At 68.8% G+C, this 15,595-nt stretch carries 13 protein-coding genes; 4 read left to right on the top strand and 9 right to left on the bottom strand.

All coding sequences use genetic code 11. The annotated features are described in order from the left end of the window. The first annotated feature begins 9 nt into the window (after positions 1-9). A complete protein-coding gene (locus ACFV4R_RS03825) occupies positions 10-1,353 on the top strand; it encodes a carboxylesterase family protein (RefSeq protein ID WP_377201118.1) in 1,344 nt (447 codons plus the stop codon). Between the two features lie 6 nt (positions 1,354-1,359). Next, complete coding sequence (locus tag ACFV4R_RS03820; protein WP_377201117.1) at positions 1,360-2,127, top strand: DUF429 domain-containing protein; 768 nt, start codon at positions 1,360-1,362, stop codon at positions 2,125-2,127. A 22-nt stretch (positions 2,128-2,149) separates the two neighbouring features. On the opposite strand, the gene ACFV4R_RS03815 is transcribed toward ACFV4R_RS03820, so the two are convergent. Beyond that, on the bottom strand, positions 2,150-4,540 hold the full coding sequence (locus ACFV4R_RS03815) for a phosphoketolase (protein WP_377201333.1): 2,391 nt from the start codon (positions 4,538-4,540) through the stop codon (positions 2,150-2,152). A 263-nt stretch (positions 4,541-4,803) separates the two neighbouring features. Here ACFV4R_RS03815 and ACFV4R_RS03810 point away from each other — a divergent pair, with 263 nt between their 5' ends. Beyond that, positions 4,804-5,367, top strand: coding sequence for a hypothetical protein (locus ACFV4R_RS03810; RefSeq protein WP_377201116.1), 564 nt, complete (start codon positions 4,804-4,806; stop codon positions 5,365-5,367). 56 nt (positions 5,368-5,423) lie between these two features. Then, positions 5,424-6,023, top strand: coding sequence for a hypothetical protein (locus tag ACFV4R_RS03805; RefSeq protein ID WP_268159919.1), 600 nt, complete (start codon positions 5,424-5,426; stop codon positions 6,021-6,023). 5 nt (positions 6,024-6,028) lie between these two features. On the opposite strand, the gene ACFV4R_RS03800 is transcribed toward ACFV4R_RS03805, so the two are convergent. From ACFV4R_RS03800 to ACFV4R_RS03765, 8 genes are all read right to left on the bottom strand, one after another. Next, positions 6,029-6,613, bottom strand: a complete 585-nt coding sequence (locus ACFV4R_RS03800; protein WP_377201115.1) for a histidine phosphatase family protein — start codon at positions 6,611-6,613, stop codon at positions 6,029-6,031. A 96-nt stretch (positions 6,614-6,709) separates the two neighbouring features. Continuing rightward, positions 6,710-7,579, bottom strand: a complete 870-nt coding sequence (locus ACFV4R_RS03795) for an HAD family hydrolase (protein ID WP_377201114.1) — start codon at positions 7,577-7,579, stop codon at positions 6,710-6,712. Positions 7,580-7,738: 159 nt separating this feature from the next. Continuing rightward, positions 7,739-9,445 carry a dipeptide ABC transporter ATP-binding protein gene (locus tag ACFV4R_RS03790; RefSeq protein ID WP_377201113.1) on the bottom strand — a complete coding sequence of 569 codons (1,707 nt, stop codon included), beginning with the start codon at positions 9,443-9,445 and terminating at the stop codon, positions 7,739-7,741. Continuing rightward, on the bottom strand, positions 9,442-10,422 hold the full coding sequence (locus ACFV4R_RS03785; RefSeq protein WP_377201112.1) for an ABC transporter permease: 981 nt from the start codon (positions 10,420-10,422) through the stop codon (positions 9,442-9,444). Before ACFV4R_RS03785 ends, ACFV4R_RS03790 begins: the two co-directional genes overlap by 4 nt. 8 nt (positions 10,423-10,430) lie before the next feature. Continuing rightward, a complete protein-coding gene (locus tag ACFV4R_RS03780; protein WP_377201111.1) occupies positions 10,431-11,378 on the bottom strand; it encodes an ABC transporter permease in 948 nt (315 codons plus the stop codon). Next, entirely contained in the window at positions 11,375-13,036 is a 1,662-nt protein-coding gene (locus tag ACFV4R_RS03775; protein WP_377201110.1) for an ABC transporter substrate-binding protein, read from the bottom strand. Before ACFV4R_RS03775 ends, ACFV4R_RS03780 begins: the two co-directional genes overlap by 4 nt. Further along, positions 13,033-14,460: an NtaA/DmoA family FMN-dependent monooxygenase gene (locus ACFV4R_RS03770; protein ID WP_377201109.1), complete on the bottom strand. Its 1,428-nt coding sequence runs from the start codon at positions 14,458-14,460 to the stop codon at positions 13,033-13,035. The genes ACFV4R_RS03775 and ACFV4R_RS03770 overlap by 4 nt, the downstream gene beginning before the upstream one ends. A gap of 11 nt (positions 14,461-14,471) precedes the next feature. Next, the gene (locus ACFV4R_RS03765) at positions 14,472-15,566 is read right to left on the bottom strand and encodes an LLM class flavin-dependent oxidoreductase (protein ID WP_377201108.1); all 1,095 of its coding nucleotides are present in this window, start codon (positions 15,564-15,566) and stop codon (positions 14,472-14,474) included. Between the last annotated feature and the right edge of the window lie 29 nt (positions 15,567-15,595).

Genomic DNA, 15,595 nt, shown 5'->3' with positions numbered 1-15,595 from the left:
GGTGGGGCTGTGAATTCCGAGCCAGCCGTGACGTCCGAGCTTCTGTTCCATCCACCGTGCGGGCCCGTCAGCGGCTGGCGGGACGGCGCGGTACTCCGCGCCACGGGCATCCCCTACGCCACGGCGGCCCGCTTCCAGCCTCCTGCTGCGGCGGCGGACTGGACCGAAACCTTCGCCGCCACCTCGTTGGCGCCGGCCTGCCCGCAGGGACCCGTCCCGTTCCTCGATGACGTCCTGGGCACCCGGTACGGCGAACTTCCCGGCAGCGAAGACTGCCAGAACCTGTCCATCACCATGCCCGGAGACCTCAGTCCCGGCGAGACGCTGCCCGTGATGGTCTGGATCCATGGCGGCTCCTACACCACCGGGTCCGGGGACCTCGCCATCTTCGACCCCGCCCGGATTGTGGCCGAGAACCGGGTGATCGTGGTGTCGGTAACCTACCGGCTGGGTTTGTTCGGCTTCCTCGCCACCCGCACCGGCAGGCCGGCGAACCTGGGCCTGCTGGACCAGCTGGAGGCGTTCCGCTGGGTGCAGCGGAACATCGCGGCATTCGGCGGCGATCCCGGCTGCGTCACGGCGTTCGGGCAGTCTGCCGGCGGTGATGCCATCGCCCACCTGATGGCCACCCCCGAAGCGCCGTCGCTGTTCCGGCGCGCCATCATCCAGAGCGCGCCGCTGGGGATTGCCCGCGGCCGGGCACGGATGAACCACGCCATGGGGATCGCGGCGGAATCGGTGACGGAGGAGACCCCGGCCATGGACGTGGTGGACCGGGAGGCACAGGTGGCGCAGGTGTCGCGGAAGTTCGGGATGCTGGCCGCCATGCCGTTCGGCACCCAATACGGCCACGCCCCGCTGCCTGAGGAGAAGGACATTGCCGCCGCTTGGGACCGGTCTGCGCCGGGCATCGACATCCTGATCGGCCACACCTCGGAGGAAGCGCGGCTTTTCCTCCCCCGGAGTCCCTTCCTGATGCGCCTGCTCAAGGTACCCGGAGTGGGGGCCGCCGCGGTGCGCGCCGTCGACTGGGTGGTCACCGAAACCGTCTACGGCTGGGCGTCCCGGAAGTTCGCACGCCGCCACAAGCGCGCAGGAGGACGGGCCCACCGCTACCTGCTGACCTGGCATGCGCCGGACAACCTCTTCGGCGCAGCCCACACCATCGACCTGCCGCTGCTCCTGGGCAACCGGGGAACCTGGGACGGCGTGGGGCTGATCGCCGGCGCTCCGTGGGAGAAGGTGGACATGACCGGCCGGCTGGTCCGGGCTTTGTGGGCCGGCTTCGCCCGAGGGGATGACCTGGGCGAGGCCGGCGCTGTTGACGATGCGCTGCACTACCGGAGGGTCTGAGGCCGGATGAGGACCCTCGGCGTGGACCTGGCGGCGGCCACCAAGAAAACCGCCGCCGCCGTCATCGAATGGGACCTGGATTCCCGTGGCCAGGGCCGAGCCACGCTCGCCCACCTGGCCCTGGACGTGGACGACCAGACGATTGTGGACCTGTTCGGCACCAGCGACATGACCGGCGTCGACTGCCCTGTCGGCTGGCCGGACGCGCTTATCCCGTTCCTCACCGGGCACCTGGACAACGTTGCGGCGCCGGTGCTCGAACACGACGGCATCGCCGGCCGGCGGCTCCTGGCCTACCGGGACACGGACCGTTTCTGCACTGCCCGGACAGGGCTGATTCCGCTGAGCGTTTCGGCGGACCGGCTGGCCCACCCTGCCATGCGCTGCGCGGTGATCCAGGCGAAGATCGCTGCCCTGCACGGCCCCCAGTCCCGGGACGGCTCCGGACGGCTGGCCGAGGTGTATCCGGCGGCCTCGCTCAAGATCTGGGGCCTCAACGGCCGCGGCTACAAGGGCCGCGGCGCCACGGAAACCGAACGGCTCGGCGTGCTCCTCGAAGCCCTCCGGACGCAGGCGCCGTGGCTGGACCTGGCCGGGCACGAGTCCCAACTGGCGGCCTCGGACGACCTGTTCGACGCCGTCGTCGCCTCGCTGACCGCCCGGGCCGTGGCCCGCCGTCGTACGCTCCTCCCCGATGAGGCGCACGCGCAGGCCGCCCGCAGCGAAGGCTGGATCCATCTGCCCTCCTGCGGGCTCAGCGGCCTCCCGGACTGACGTCCCAAGAAGGAGACTGGGCTCAGCCGCCCAACTTCCAGTTCCGGATCTCCTCCGGGTCCTCGCCGTGGGTGCGGGTGTGCGCGCGGGCGCTGTCGCGGCGGTCCTGCAGCTCCTGCCGCAGGAGTGAGTACTTCTCGGCCAGGCCGGGAACCCGGTCCATGGCGTCGATGGCCAGCGTGAAGCGGTCGATCCCGTTGAGCATGGCCATGTCGAACGGGGTGGTGGTGGTGCCCTCCTCCTGGTAGCCGTGCACGTGCAGGCCCTCCTGGTTGGTGCGCTTGTACGCCAGGCGGTGGATCAGGGTGGGGTAGCCGTGATACGCGAAAATGATGGGCTTGTCCGCGGTGAAGATGCCGTCGAAGTCCCTGCCCGGCAACCCGTGCGGGTGCTCGCTCTCATCCTGCAGGCGCATCAGGTCCACCACGTTGACCACCCGGACCTTCAGCCCCGGGACCCCGTTGCGCAGCAGTTCCGCGGCGGCCACGGTCTCCACGGTGGGAACGTCGCCCGCGCAGGCCAGCACGACGTCGGGCTCCTCGCCGGCCACCTCGGAACCGGCGAACGTCCAGATTCCCAAGCCGCGGCGGCAGTGGTTGGCGGCGTCCTCCGGACCCAGCCAGGTGGGTGAAGGCTGCTTTCCGCTCACCACCACGTTCACGCAGTCCGTGGACGCCAGGCAGTGCTCCATGACGGAGAGCAGGGTGTTGGTGTCCGGCGGCAGGTACACCCGGATAACCTCCGCCTTCTTGTTCACCGCATGGTCGATAAACCCCGGGTCCTGGTGCGAAAAACCGTTATGGTCCTGCTGCCAGACATGCGAGGACAGCAGGTAGTTGAGCGACGGCACAGGCTGGCGCCACGGCAGCCGGCGGTGCACCTTCAGCCACTTGGCGTGCTGGTTGAACATCGAATCGACAATGTGGATGAAGGCCTCGTAGCAGTTGAAGACGCCGTGCCTGCCGGTGAGGAGGTAGCCCTCCAGCCACCCCTGGCACAGGTGCTCGCTGAGGACCTCCATCACGCGGCCCGACCGCGCGAGGTGCTCGTCGGTGTCGTCGATCCGGTACTGCCACACCTTATCGGTGACCTCATAGACGTTCTGCAGCCGGTTCGACGCGGTTTCGTCCGGGCCGAACAGGCGGAAGTTCTCCATGTTCTGCGCAATCACGTCCCGCATCCACGAGCCCAGCGTGATCATGGGGCTCACGCGGTCCGTTCCCGCTGCTTCAACGTCCACGGCGTGGTCCCGGTAGGCGGGCAGCTTCAGGGCACGCCGCAGCACTCCGCCGTTGGCATGTGGTGTGGCGCTCATCCGGAAGTCCCCGGCGGGGGCCGCCTCGGCGACGTCCGCACGGAGCCGCCCATCGCCGTCGAACAGCTCTCCCGGACGGTAGGACTGCAGCCACTCCTCCAGCTGCTTGAGGTGTTCGCCGTTGGTGCGCACCTCGGACAGCGGCACCTGGTGTGCCCGCCAAGTTCCTTCCACCTGCAGCCCGTCCACCGTCCGCGGACCGGTCCAGCCCTTCGGCGAGCGCAGCACGATCATGGGCCAGCGGTGCCCCGGGTGTTCCCCGGAGGTACCGTCCCCGGCGCCGTTGTGGGCGTTTCCGGCGTTGCGGTGCTCAGACTGGATGGCGCGGATGTCCGCGAGGCATTGGTCCAGGACCCCGGCGAAGTCCTGGTGTGCCTGCCCGGTGTTGCCCGGGTCCTGCACCGTGACGAAGTACGGTTCGTGCCCGTAGCCGCGCAGCAGCTGCTCCAGCTGGTCCTGGGGCATGCGGGCGAGCACCGTGGGGTTGGCGATCTTATAGCCGTTGAGGTGCAGGATGGGCAGGACGGCGCCGTCCGACGCCGGGTCCAGGAAGTTGTGCGAGTGCCAGCTGGCTGCCAGCGGACCGGTTTCGGCCTCTCCGTCGCCGATCACAACCGCTGTCACCAGCTGGGGGTTGTCCAGCACCGAGCCGTAGGCGTGGGCCAGGGAATAACCGAGTTCGCCGCCCTCGCTGATGGACCCCGGGCTCTCCGGTGCCGCGTGGCTGGGGATGCCGCCCGGGTAGGAGAACTGGCGGAAGAGTTCCGCGAGGCCGGCTTCGTCGTTGCCCACGTGGCCGTAGATCTCCGAATACGTTCCCTCCAACCAGGCATTGGCCACGACGGCGGGGCCGCCATGGCCGGGACCGGCGATGAAGAGCATCTCGGCAGCGTCGCGGCGGATGACGCGGTTCAGGTGGGCGTACACGAAATTGAGCCCAGGGGTGGTGCCCCAGTGGCCCAGCAGGCGGGACTTGGTGTCTTCCGGGCTCAGTGGCCGGCGCAGCAGCGGGTTGGAACGCAGGTAGATCTGGCCGACGGAGAGGTAGTTGGCGGCGCACCACCAGCGGTCCACGAGCTCGAGTTCCCGGCGGCCCATGGCGCCCTGCGCTGCGGTTGTTTGCCTTTCGGTTGCCTGCCCTGCGTTGCCGTTTCCCTTGACTTCATTCCCAGTGCTGCCGGTCATAACCATCCTCACCTTGGGGTTCATGCCGTGCCCGGCCGTTCCTCCATCGCAACATCTCAGCGGCGCAGGCACAACCACCAGGTGCTGTCCACATGGGCAGATGTCCCCCTCGTTGCCGGTACGGAGCAGGGTAGATTGAAGGTGTTTTGGACAGTTCGAATAGTGGGGGAACGGACGTGACCGACGTATACGGCACGGCAGCAACGCAGTCACGCGCGGAAGCAGCCCTGTGGAAAAGCGCCCGCCAGCGGGTCAAGACTCTGAGGAACGGGACCCGGGTGGTGGATTCCACCATCTGGCAGTCCGTCAAAGCCTGGGCCGTGGATTTCGGCATCGTGGCTGTCCTGGCCATCACCGCCGCCGTGCTGGTGGGTACCTCCCTGCCCGGGACCGCGGGCAAGGCCGCCGGCGCTGCTGCCGCCACCTGGCTCATCGCACCCTGGCTGTACGGGTTCTGCTGCGCGGGCGGCCGGTCCCTGGGTTCGCTGGCCTCGCAGACGGAAGTGGTCCGGATCAGCACGGGCGAAGCACCGGGGTTCTGGCGGGCCGGCTGGCTCATGTTCGCCCGGACCGTCCTGTTCACCGTGATGATCCTGGTGCTGATCATCAGCACCGCGGAGGGCTCTTCTCCCTCCGGCGCCGAGCCGAAGGGACGGCACCTCACCATCGACCGGAGGTTCCCGAAACTTCCGGCGGGAGCACCCGAAGTCCCGCCCTACGACCAGCCCACGGCCGCTTGACCAGCCGTAATACTTGCCCTCGCACATTTCCTACTTACCGGTAGTGTGTAGCCAGAATGTTCACGCTGACAATCAACCAGACGGACAGCCGGCGCGACGGTGACCGGGTGCCGCAGTTACTCAAAGACCTGCGGCACATTCCCGCGCGCCTGGACTTTGACCGATCGGTCGAGGACGAAGTCCAGGGCATTGTTGACTGCCCGGAACAGGCGGTGGAGGCGGCACTGGTCGCCCTGCGCAGCGGCCAGTGGTACGTGGGGATCGGCGTAGGGCCGGTCAACGAGCCGCTGCCGAACCAGATCAAAGACGCTTCCGGCCACGGCCTGGTGTACGCCCGCCGGGCAGTGGACCGGCTGCGGAACAGCAAGGAGCGCGTTCCGGTGGCCGTCGAAGGGCCCCTTGCGGACATTGCCCACGACGCCGAGGCGGTCCTCCGCCTGCTGGGCCACATTGTGCGGGACCGGTCAGGCGCGGAATGGCGGGTGCTCGACCTGCTGACTCCGGGTGTCCGCGGCCAGCAGAAGGCGGTAGCCCAGGAGCTGGGCATCACCACCCAGGCGGTCAGCAAAGCCGTAGCCAGGGCGCAGTGGAACGAGGAACACGCGGCCAGGCCGGCAGTTGCCCGGCTGCTGGCCCTGATCCTTGAGGTGCGGTAGCAGCGCTACTTTGCTGTTGCGGCCATGACGGGCTCGCCGTTGAAGTATTCGAGCTGCCACCCGTCGATGGCGTGGTGGTGCGCCAGGTTCAGCGCGGCGTTGTCCACGCTGGGAAGGGTTTCGCCGATGGCCCGGCTGAGGCTGACGCGCAGGAGCGTGCCGTGGGTGACCACCAGGAGCCGCTGGCCGCTGAACTCCCCGGCGAGCGCTTCCAGGGCTGTGAGGCCGCGGCTGGCAGCTTCGTCCTCGCTCTCGGCACCCTTGAAGCCGCCCGGAATACGCAGCGCCTCCAATTCGGGACCGGCCTGCATCCCCTCGGCGGGCCCGAAGCTGCGCTCAGTCAACTCCGGAACGCGCCGGGACACCGTAAGGCCCAGCCCTTCGGCGATGAGGTCGGCGGTTTCCGCGGCACGGCTCAGCGGAGAGGAGACGATCGCATCCCATTCGTACGGCGAAAGGACGGCGGCGGCGTCACGCGCCTGTCCCCGGCCCACCTCGTTCAGCGGAATGTCGGTGGACCCCTGGAGCCGGCGCTCGGCATTCCAGTCGGTCTGGCCGTGGCGGACGAGGGCAAACGTCGTAAGGGTCATGCCTTCCATTCTGCCTTGTACGCACCTGGGTTACGGAACCGCGCCGAGGCGAGGGAGACCGCGTGGCCGCAGCCGCGGGCTGTGGTGGCCCGAAGCCTAGAGGAGGCTGCGCAGCACGTGCGCGGCGCCGTCGTCGTACACGGAATGGGTGACTTCGTCCGCGATGGCGATGACCTCTTCCGGGGCCTGGCCCATGGCCACTCCCCGGCCGGCCCAGCCGAGCATCTCGATATCGTTCCTGCCATCGCCCACAGCCACCGTGCGGCTCGGATCAATGCCGAGCTGGAGGCGGAGGTTTTCCAGGGCGCTGGCCTTGGTCACTCCGGCGGCGGCGATGTCCAGCCACGCCGTCCAGCCCACCGAGTAGGTAACGCCGGCGAGGCCGATGTGGTCGATGGCCTCGTTGAACTCCTCGGGGGTGTTTTCGGTGCTGAACACCACCACGCGCACGGCCGTGGCGTCCAGCATGGTCTGGAAGTCGACGCCGATGGCCTCGACGCCAAAGCTCGCGTCCTGGAACCGCTCAGTGGAGAGGAAATTGCCGTCGGCGTCCTCAAGCGCGTACTTGGCCGACGGGAGCCGCTCGCGGAGTGCCCGGAGCGCGGGTGCGGGATCGAAGGTGGCCTTGTGGATAATCTCGTAGCCGCCGTCGAGTTCGGGGTGCAGCCGCAGCGTCACGCCGCCGTTGCAGCACACCGCGTAGCCGCGTTCCACGCCGATCTTTTCGATAATGGGCAGCGTGGCGTTCAGGGACCGCCCGGTGGCGATCATCACCTCGTGGCCGGCTTCCACCACGGCCTGTGCGGATTCCCGGACGGCCGGAGACATGTGGCCGTCGTGGTCCACCAGGGTGCCGTCCACGTCCAGGGCAACCATCAGTTGCCGGCCATTGAGTGCGCTGTTGTTGGGTTCTGTGTCTCGCCGGTCATCGTTGCCGGCGACTGAGGTTTCAGTCAGGGTTGTCATTGTTCCAGTGAAACAGACGCCCCCAAACGCCGCTAGGACGCGCGCCACAGGTTTGTTGAACACCCGGTAAATACTCACAGGTTGTCCACGCTGTGAATGTTTACCCCGGCCGGCAGTCCAGGCCCTGCGTCGGCACCCGGCGCGCGTCAGGTCCCGGCCCTACACCGCCAGCGTCCGCCGCCCCGGTACAGCCGAGATCAGCTCCTGTGTATACCCGTGTTCGGGCCGCTCCAGCACCGATTCCGTAGATCCGGCTTCCAGCAGTTCCCCGCCGCGCATCACGGCCACGCGGTCCGAGACCTGCTGCACCACCGCGAGGTCGTGCGAGATGAAGAGGTAGCTCAACCTGTCCTGCACCTGGAGCTCGGCAAGAAGGGCCAGGATCTGGGCCTGCACTGACACATCCAGCGCGGACACTGCTTCATCCAGCACCACCAGTTCCGGACGCAGGGCCAGGGCGCGGGCAATGGCCACCCGTTGGCGCTGCCCGCCGGACAGTTCTGCGGGATGCCGCCGCCCGTAGTCGGCCGGCAGGTGCACCGCGTCCAGCAGCCCGGCCACCCTCGCCCGGCGGTCCGACGGCGTCCCCTCACCGAAGGCGCGCAGCGGTTCGGCCACGCTGTCCGCCACGGTGAAGCGGGGATCCAGCGAGGCGTAAGGGCTCTGGAAAACCACCTGGAAGCGGCGCCGGAGCTGTCGCAGCCGCTCACCCCGCGCGGCGGTGAGGTCCTCGCCGTCGAACGTCACGGAACCGCTGGTTGGCTTGTCCAGCCGCAGCAGCAGCCGGGCCACTGTACTTTTGCCCGATCCGCTCTCCCCCACCAGCGCCAGGGTTTCGCCGCGCAGGATCTCGAGCGAGACGTTGTTGACCGCGGTGAGGGTGCGCGGCCCCTTGGCCGTCCGCGGCAGGTGGAAGACCTTCCGCAGGTTCCGCGCCTCCACCAAGGGACCCTCGGAACCAGTAGGCCCCGGGGCAGCCGCGGCGGCGGTGCCATCCGGCCGGGTGACGCCGGCCACGGCGGGCCGGAGCCGTTTGGGGCTCAGCCCGGGTGCAGCGGCGATCAGCTGCCGGGTGTAGGCGTGCCGGGGACTGCCCAGGACCTGGGCAGCTGACCCTGCTTCCACGATCTCGCCCTGGCGCATCACGATGATCCGGTCGGCACGGTCTGCTGCCACGCCAAGATCGTGCGTGATCAGCAGGACGGCGGTCCCCAGCTCCGCGGTGAGCGCCGCAATGTTGTCCAGGATCTGCCGCTGCACGGTGACATCCAAGGCACTGGTGGGTTCGTCGGCGATCACCAGCCGGGGCCGCGCGGCGAGCGCGGAGGCAATCAGCACCCGCTGGCGCATCCCGCCGGAGAACTGGTGCGGGTACTGCCGTGCCCGGGATTCGGCGTCCCGGATGCCGCTCTCGGCCAGCAGCCGGACGGCATCCCGGCGGGCCTCCTTCTTCGGCTGCAACCGGTGGATGGTGAGGGCCTCGGCCACCTGCGCCCCCACTTTCTGCAGCGGATCCAGCGACGCCGTGGGGTCCTGCGGGATCAGGCCGATGTCCCGGCCCCGGACGCCCTGCCACTCCTTGCGGGTGAGCCGGGAGAGGTCCGCACCGGCAAAGACCACGGACCCGGAATCCGTCCGCGCGTTCCCCGGCAGCAGGTTGATGATGGCGTGCGCGGTGGTGGTTTTACCGGAGCCGGATTCGCCCACGATCGCCACCACTTCCCCGGCGTTGACCTCGAAACTTACGCCGTGCACGGCTTCCCTGGGCGTGCCGTCCACCAGGTAGCTGACGCGCAGCCCCTCGACTTTCAGGAGCGGTTCGGCGGCTCCTGTGGGCGGGCTGTCCTGCGCTGGAGTAGCCGTCATGTCCTGTTCCTTTCGGGGTCCTGGAAAGCGTGCGAGATGCGGTTGGTGGAGAGGACCACGGCGGCGATCACCAGGCCGGGCAGCGTCACCAGCCACCATGCGGCCACCAGGTAGTCGCGTCCGCCGGCCACCAGTGAACCCCATTCGGCGGCCGGCGGCGGGGCGCCGAAGCCGAGGAAGCTCAGCGAGGAGATGGACAGCACTGCCATCCCGAATTCCAGGGCGGACAGCGCCAGCACCGGCCCGGCGGCGTTCGGCAGGACATGCCGGAGCAGGATGCCGTGCCAGCGGACGCCGGAGGACCGGGCCGCCTCAACGTAGACCGCCGATCCCACGCGGAGGGATTCGGCGCGCATGATACGGGCGAAGTTGGCCACGCTGGCGATGCCCACCGCGATGGCGATGTTCACCGTGCCGAAGCCCAACACCGTGATGAGCGCCAGCGACAGCAGCAGGCTGGGGATGGCGAGCAGGACGTCCATGACGCGCATGATGGCGTCGTCCACCCATCCGCGCAGGAACCCTGCGAGCAGGCCGAGCAGCGAACCTGCCACCAGCCCCACTGCCACCGCAACGGCTGTGGCCGCCAGCGATGTCGCTGAGCCGTGCACCACCCGGGAGAACAGGTCCCGGCCCAGGCTGTCCGTCCCGAACCAGTGTTCGGCGGACGGCGGTTTTAGCCGGGCCGACGGAACGCCGGTGTCCGGCGGCCAGTGCGTGAACGCCCCCGGAATCACGGCCCACAGGATCACCACGGCGATGACCAGGACGGCCAGGACCAGTCCCGGGCTCTTGAGCAGGACCCTCCCCGTGCGGGCAAGCCGCACAACCGCAGGGGGTCCTGCAGTCCCGCGTCCGACGGCGGCGGGTGCGGTTGTCCGCCCGGCGGCGGGCAGCGGGTCCCGCACCTCATCCCTTCCGGGGTCTGGTGCGTCCGCTGCCGGTCCCGGGCTGTCCCGGAGAAGTTGCTGCGACATGATGCCTCCTAGGCGGTGGCCCTGGCCGCGGTGTTGATGCGGGGGTCCACAAGCGGGTAGATCAGGTCAACGATCAGGCTGGTGATCACGAAGATGGCGGCGGCCAGCACCACGAGCGTCTGGACCACCGGGATGTCACGGCTGTTGACGGCGGTGACGGTGAGCCGGCCAATTCCCGTGCGGGAGAAAACCGTTTCGCTGACCACGGCCCCGGCCAGCAGGTTTCCGACCAGGATGCCCAGCATGGTCAGGGTGGGAATGGCCGCGTTGCGCAGGGCGTGCCCGAAGTGGATCAGCGCGTCGCTGGCGCCCTTGGCCCGGATCTGCTCAATGTACGGTTCACCGAGGGTCTGGTGCAGGCTGCGGATCAGCAGCTGGGCAATCACCGCCGAGGTGGGGATCGCCAGGGTCAGCGCGGGAAGCACCAGGCTCTGGGCGCCGTCGTTCCCCAGTGCAGGGAACAGCCGGAGCCGGAAGGAAAAGAACTGCAGGAGCAGCAGCCCGATCCAGAACGTCGGCACCGCGATGCCCAGCGGCGGCAGCGAGGCCACCAGCTGGCGGACCCAGCGGTTGCGGCTGAACGAGGCCGCGATAGCCAGTGCACTGCCCAGCAGCACGGCCAGCGCAAACCCGGCCGCCGCGAGCTTGATGGTTTCGGGCAGGACTTCCCCCACTGCCTGGGTGGCGGCCACACCGTTCTTGATGGACACCCCGAAGTCCAGCTGCAGGGCCTTGAACAGCGCTATCACGTACTGCTCGTGCAGCGGCCGGTCCAGCCCGTACTCGCTGCGCAGCTTGGCTACCAGCGCCGGGTCCACCGAGTTCTGTTCGTCCCCGCTGGCCATGATGCTCACGGCGTCCCCGGGAAGGAGGTAGAGGATCAGGAAGGACACGGTGTACGCGGCCCAGAGGACGAACGCCCCCTGCAGCAGCCGCCGTCCGACGTAGCGGATCACTGGGACAGCCAGGCGTCGTAGAAGTCCAGGCGGCTGGAGGCTTCAAACGCCAGGCCGTGGACCTTTTCGTTGGCGGAAATGGTGGTGGACAGTTCATAGATGGGGATGGAGTGGGCGTCCTTGATCAGGGTTTCCTGCCCCTGGTCCACCAGTTTCTGGCGGGCGTCCTTGTCCAGTGCGGCTGCCTGCTCGCCCAGGGTGTCGTCCACAGGAAGCTTCTCGCGCAGGTTGCTGCCGCCGCGGGCAGTGGTGGAAGCGAAGACGGTGCGCAGCACGTCCGGGTCGCTGCGGGTCAGGTTGCCGTAGGAGAAGTCGTAATCCTTGGTGGCCTGCGCGGCGGTGACGTCGGCGATGGTGGTGAACTTCAGCTGCAGGTCCACGCCCACGGCCTTAAGCTGCTGCTGGACCAGTTCCAGGACTTCCTTGGGCGACTGCCAGTAGGTGACCTTGAAGGCGAGCTTCTCGCCGTTCTTTTCCCGGACCCCGTCCGCCCCTTCCTTCCAGCCGGCGTCCTCCAGAAGCTTCTTCGCGCCGTCGGGATCATGGCCCAGCAGCCCGCTGAAGTCCTTGAAGTACGGGGTGGTGTGGGACAGCACGCCCTTGGCGGGCTGGTCCTTTTCGGTCAGCAGCGTGGTGGTGATTTCCTCGCGGTTGATGGCCTTGGAGATCGCCTGGCGGACAGCTGTTTCCTTGAGCTTGGGCGTGGACTCGTTCGGGTACAGGTTGTAGACGACGCCGGGGTTGGCCCGGGTTTCGTTCCAGAAGCCATTGCCGTTGAAGAGGGTGATGTCCGCCGCGGAGATGGCCGCCGTCGCGTCGATCTGGCCGGACTGCAGGCTGCCGGTGCGGTTGCCGGCCTCGGGGATGATCTTGAACGTGACCGTATCCAGGTAGGCCTCGCCCGTGTTGGTGTTGGTAGCGGCCGGCCAGCTGTAGCCGGCGCGGCGTTCCAGCACCGCTTCCTTGTCCACCGTGTAGCTCTTGACGCTGAACGGGCCGGAGCCGGAGAACTTCCCGGCGCAGCGGTCCGCCTCGGACAGGGACGCTGACGACGGCGAAAGCAGGCCCAGCGTGAAGGTGGAGGTGGCCTGCAGGAACTGGGCGTTGGGCTTGCTGAAGTCCACCACAACGGTCTGCGGGTCCTTGACGGTGATGGCGCTGACGTCGCTAAGGTACGTGGAACCCAGGCTCGCCTTGGCCCCCAGTGCCTTGATCGCTTCGAAGTTGGTCTTCACGGATGCAGCGTCAATGGCCGTGCCGTCCGCGAAGGTGGCGCCGGTCCGGAGCGTAAAGGTGAAGCTGGTGGCATCGGCGTTGGATTCGAATTTCTCTGCCAGCCAGGGCACGATTTCGCCGGACTTCGGGTCCTGCGAGGTCAGTGACGCCACGGTCTGCCGGGCGATCGCGATGGCATCGTTGTTGCCCACCTGCTGCGGATCAATGCAGCCGCGGTCCACGGACAGGGCAAAGTTCAGGTTCCCGCCGGACACCGGGGTGGCGTCGGCGCTTTGCTGCGTGCCGGCGTCGGCCCCGCCGCCGCAGGCCGAGAGCAGCAGCGCTGCGGTTCCAAGAAGGCCGACGACGGCGGTCGGCCGGCGAAAGGGACCGGCGGGCAGGGTGCGGGGCTGGTTGCTGCGGGGCTGGTTGGGGCGGGTCATGCGACGTTTTCGCTTTCGGTCAGGCCGGCGCCGTTACGGCCGGAGTGCAGGGATGCGCGGCGGGTCAGTGGGGCGCGGAGGCCCAGGTTTTCGCGGAGGTTGGTGCCTTCGTATTCGGTGCGGTACACGCCGCGGTCCTGCAGGCGCGGGACCAGTTCGTTGACGATGTCGTCCAGCCCACCGGGAACAATCCAGGGGGTGATGTTGAAGCCGTCCACGGCTCCGGTGTGGGCATATTCGGCGAGCTTGTCGGCGATGCCGTCGTAGGATCCCACCAGGCCACGGCCGTTGAGCCGGGACCGCGCGGCGACGAACTGGCGGATGGACTGGCCCTTGTCCTTGGCCTCGGCGCGCCACTGGGCTGCGAGTTCCTTGGCGCTTGCGCCGTGGAAGGCGTTGCCGCGGGTGGGGTTGGTGACGTCCACAATGGGGTCCGTTTCGGGAAGCGGCCCGTCGGGGTCGTACCCGGTGAGGGTCCGGCCCCAGAACTGCTCCAGGTACGCGATGGCGGTCTCCGGGCCCACCTGCTGTTCGCGGACCCACTGGTGCTTCTCCTCGGCCTCGGCCTCGGTGGCGCCGAGGATGAACTCCTGGCCGGGGAAGATCTTGACGTCGTCCGCGGGGCGGCCGGCCTTAAGGGTGCGCGCCACGATGTCCTCGCGGAACCTCTTGGCATCCTCAAGCTCGGCATGCCGGGAGAAGATCACGTCGGCGTTCCGGACGGCGAAGTCCCGCCCGTCCGGCGAGTCGCCGGCCTGGAAGAGAACCGGGTGGTGCTGGGAGGAGCGCGGCAGGCGGCCGGTGATCTCGACGTCGAAACTTGCGTCCGTGCGCCGGACCGGAGTGATGCTGCCTTCCTCGAGCCAGCGCCCGGCATCCCGGGACCCGGCGATTGCGCCGTCGGCCCAGGAATCCCAGATCGCTTTGGCCGTCTGGACGAAGGCCTCGGCCCGGATATAGCGGTCCTCGTGCTTGAGGAACCCGCCGCGCCGGAAGTTGGCACCGGTCCAGGCGTTGTCCGTGGTGACGATATTCCAGGCCGCCCGCCCGCCAGAGAGCAGGTCCAGGCTGGCCAGGCGGTGCGCCAGGTCTGCGGGGTCGTTGTAGGTGGTGTTCTGGGTGGCCACCAGGCCGATGTTGGTGGTGACGGCGGCCAGGGCCGCGAGGGCCGTCTGGGCATCGGGGCGGCCGGCGACATCGAGGTCGTGGATCCGGCCCAGGTGCTCGCGCAGGCGGAGTCCCTCACCGAGGAAGAACGCGGTGAAAAGGCCGCGCTCCGCCGTCTGGGCCACCCGGCGGAAGGATTCGAAGTCGGTTTGGGAACCGCTCTCCGGGGTCTTCCAGACGGTGGTGTGGTTGACGCCCTGGAAGAAGACGCCAAACTGGATCTGGCCGTTGCCGGCGGTGCGGTGGTGCGTGCTCATGATGCTCTCTTTCAGGCCGCGGCGTAGCGGTTGGCGGGGCGGGGAAGGCCGAAGGTTTCGCGCAGGGTGGTTCCGGTGCGCGGCGCGGCCACACCGGCGCGGTGCAGTTCCGGCAGGACCTGGGCGGCGAGTTCGGGCAGGTCGATGTCCAGGACGGCCGGGTGGAGCCGGACCCCGTCTGCTGCGCGGAAGAGTTCAACCAGCAGCTCGACGAGCCCTGCCGCATTGCCGGCGTACCGGGCGCCGCCCTGCCAGGGTTCGTACGCATCAAGCTCCGCGAGGCGCTCCGCCGCGGACTGGCCGCGGGAGTCGAGGACGACGTCGAGCTCCACCAGGGTGCGCGGGGTTCCGGCCGCTGCTGCAGCCACCGCCGCGGCTGCCAGTCCGTCCACCGAACCGGCGGCGGCGAGCGCCACGTCCGCTTCGACGGCAGGGATCAGGTCCGCCGGTGCGAAGACCACCAGCTGCCCCTGCAGCGGCCGGGGAATGATGGACGGGCCCTTCACGGAGAATCTGTCACCGTCGAAGTCGGCGTAGTGGAGCTTGTCCCGGTCCAGGTAACGGCCGGTGGCTGCGTCCCGGATGACAGCGCCGTCCTCCCAGGAATCCCAGAGCCGGCGGCCGGCCTCCACCACGTCTGCTGCCTCGGCCAGGACATCGGCTTCGGCGAGTGCCTGGCGGCCCACGGACCGTGCCTCGGCGGGTTCGTTGGCGGCGCTGACCAGCCAGCCGGCCCGGCCGTGGGAGGAATAGTCCAGGCTGGCCAGCTGCGTGGCCACATGGAACGGCTCGGTAAACAGCGTTCCCGCCTCGGGGACCAGTCCAAGGGACCGGGTCAGCGGGGCCGCGAAGGCCGCACGCTGCACGGCGTCGATCCGGCCGGCGATGCCGGTGCTGCCGGCATCCAGGACGCGGGAATCGCGGAAGGTGGCCAGGTGGAAGCCTGCGATATCCGCGGCCTGGGCGGTTTCCCGGATCCGGCCGCCGCCCAGGAGGGCGCCGGGAAGGTGGGACGCGCGGCGCCACGCGGCCGGGTGGGCGCCGTCGCCGTCGAGCTCGAGCGCAACGATTTTGGAGCGCAGTTCAGGGACAGGTGTTGAAGCCATGGTTTCCTTCTTCAGGGCCGCAGCGCGGC

The sequence above is a fragment of the Pseudarthrobacter sp. NPDC059871 genome (assembly GCF_042731175.1).
In the GTDB taxonomy this organism is placed as follows: domain Bacteria; phylum Actinomycetota; class Actinomycetes; order Actinomycetales; family Micrococcaceae; genus Arthrobacter.
The sequence above is the reverse complement of the archived record's forward strand: the minus strand, read 5'-3'. Positions and strand labels throughout refer to the sequence as shown.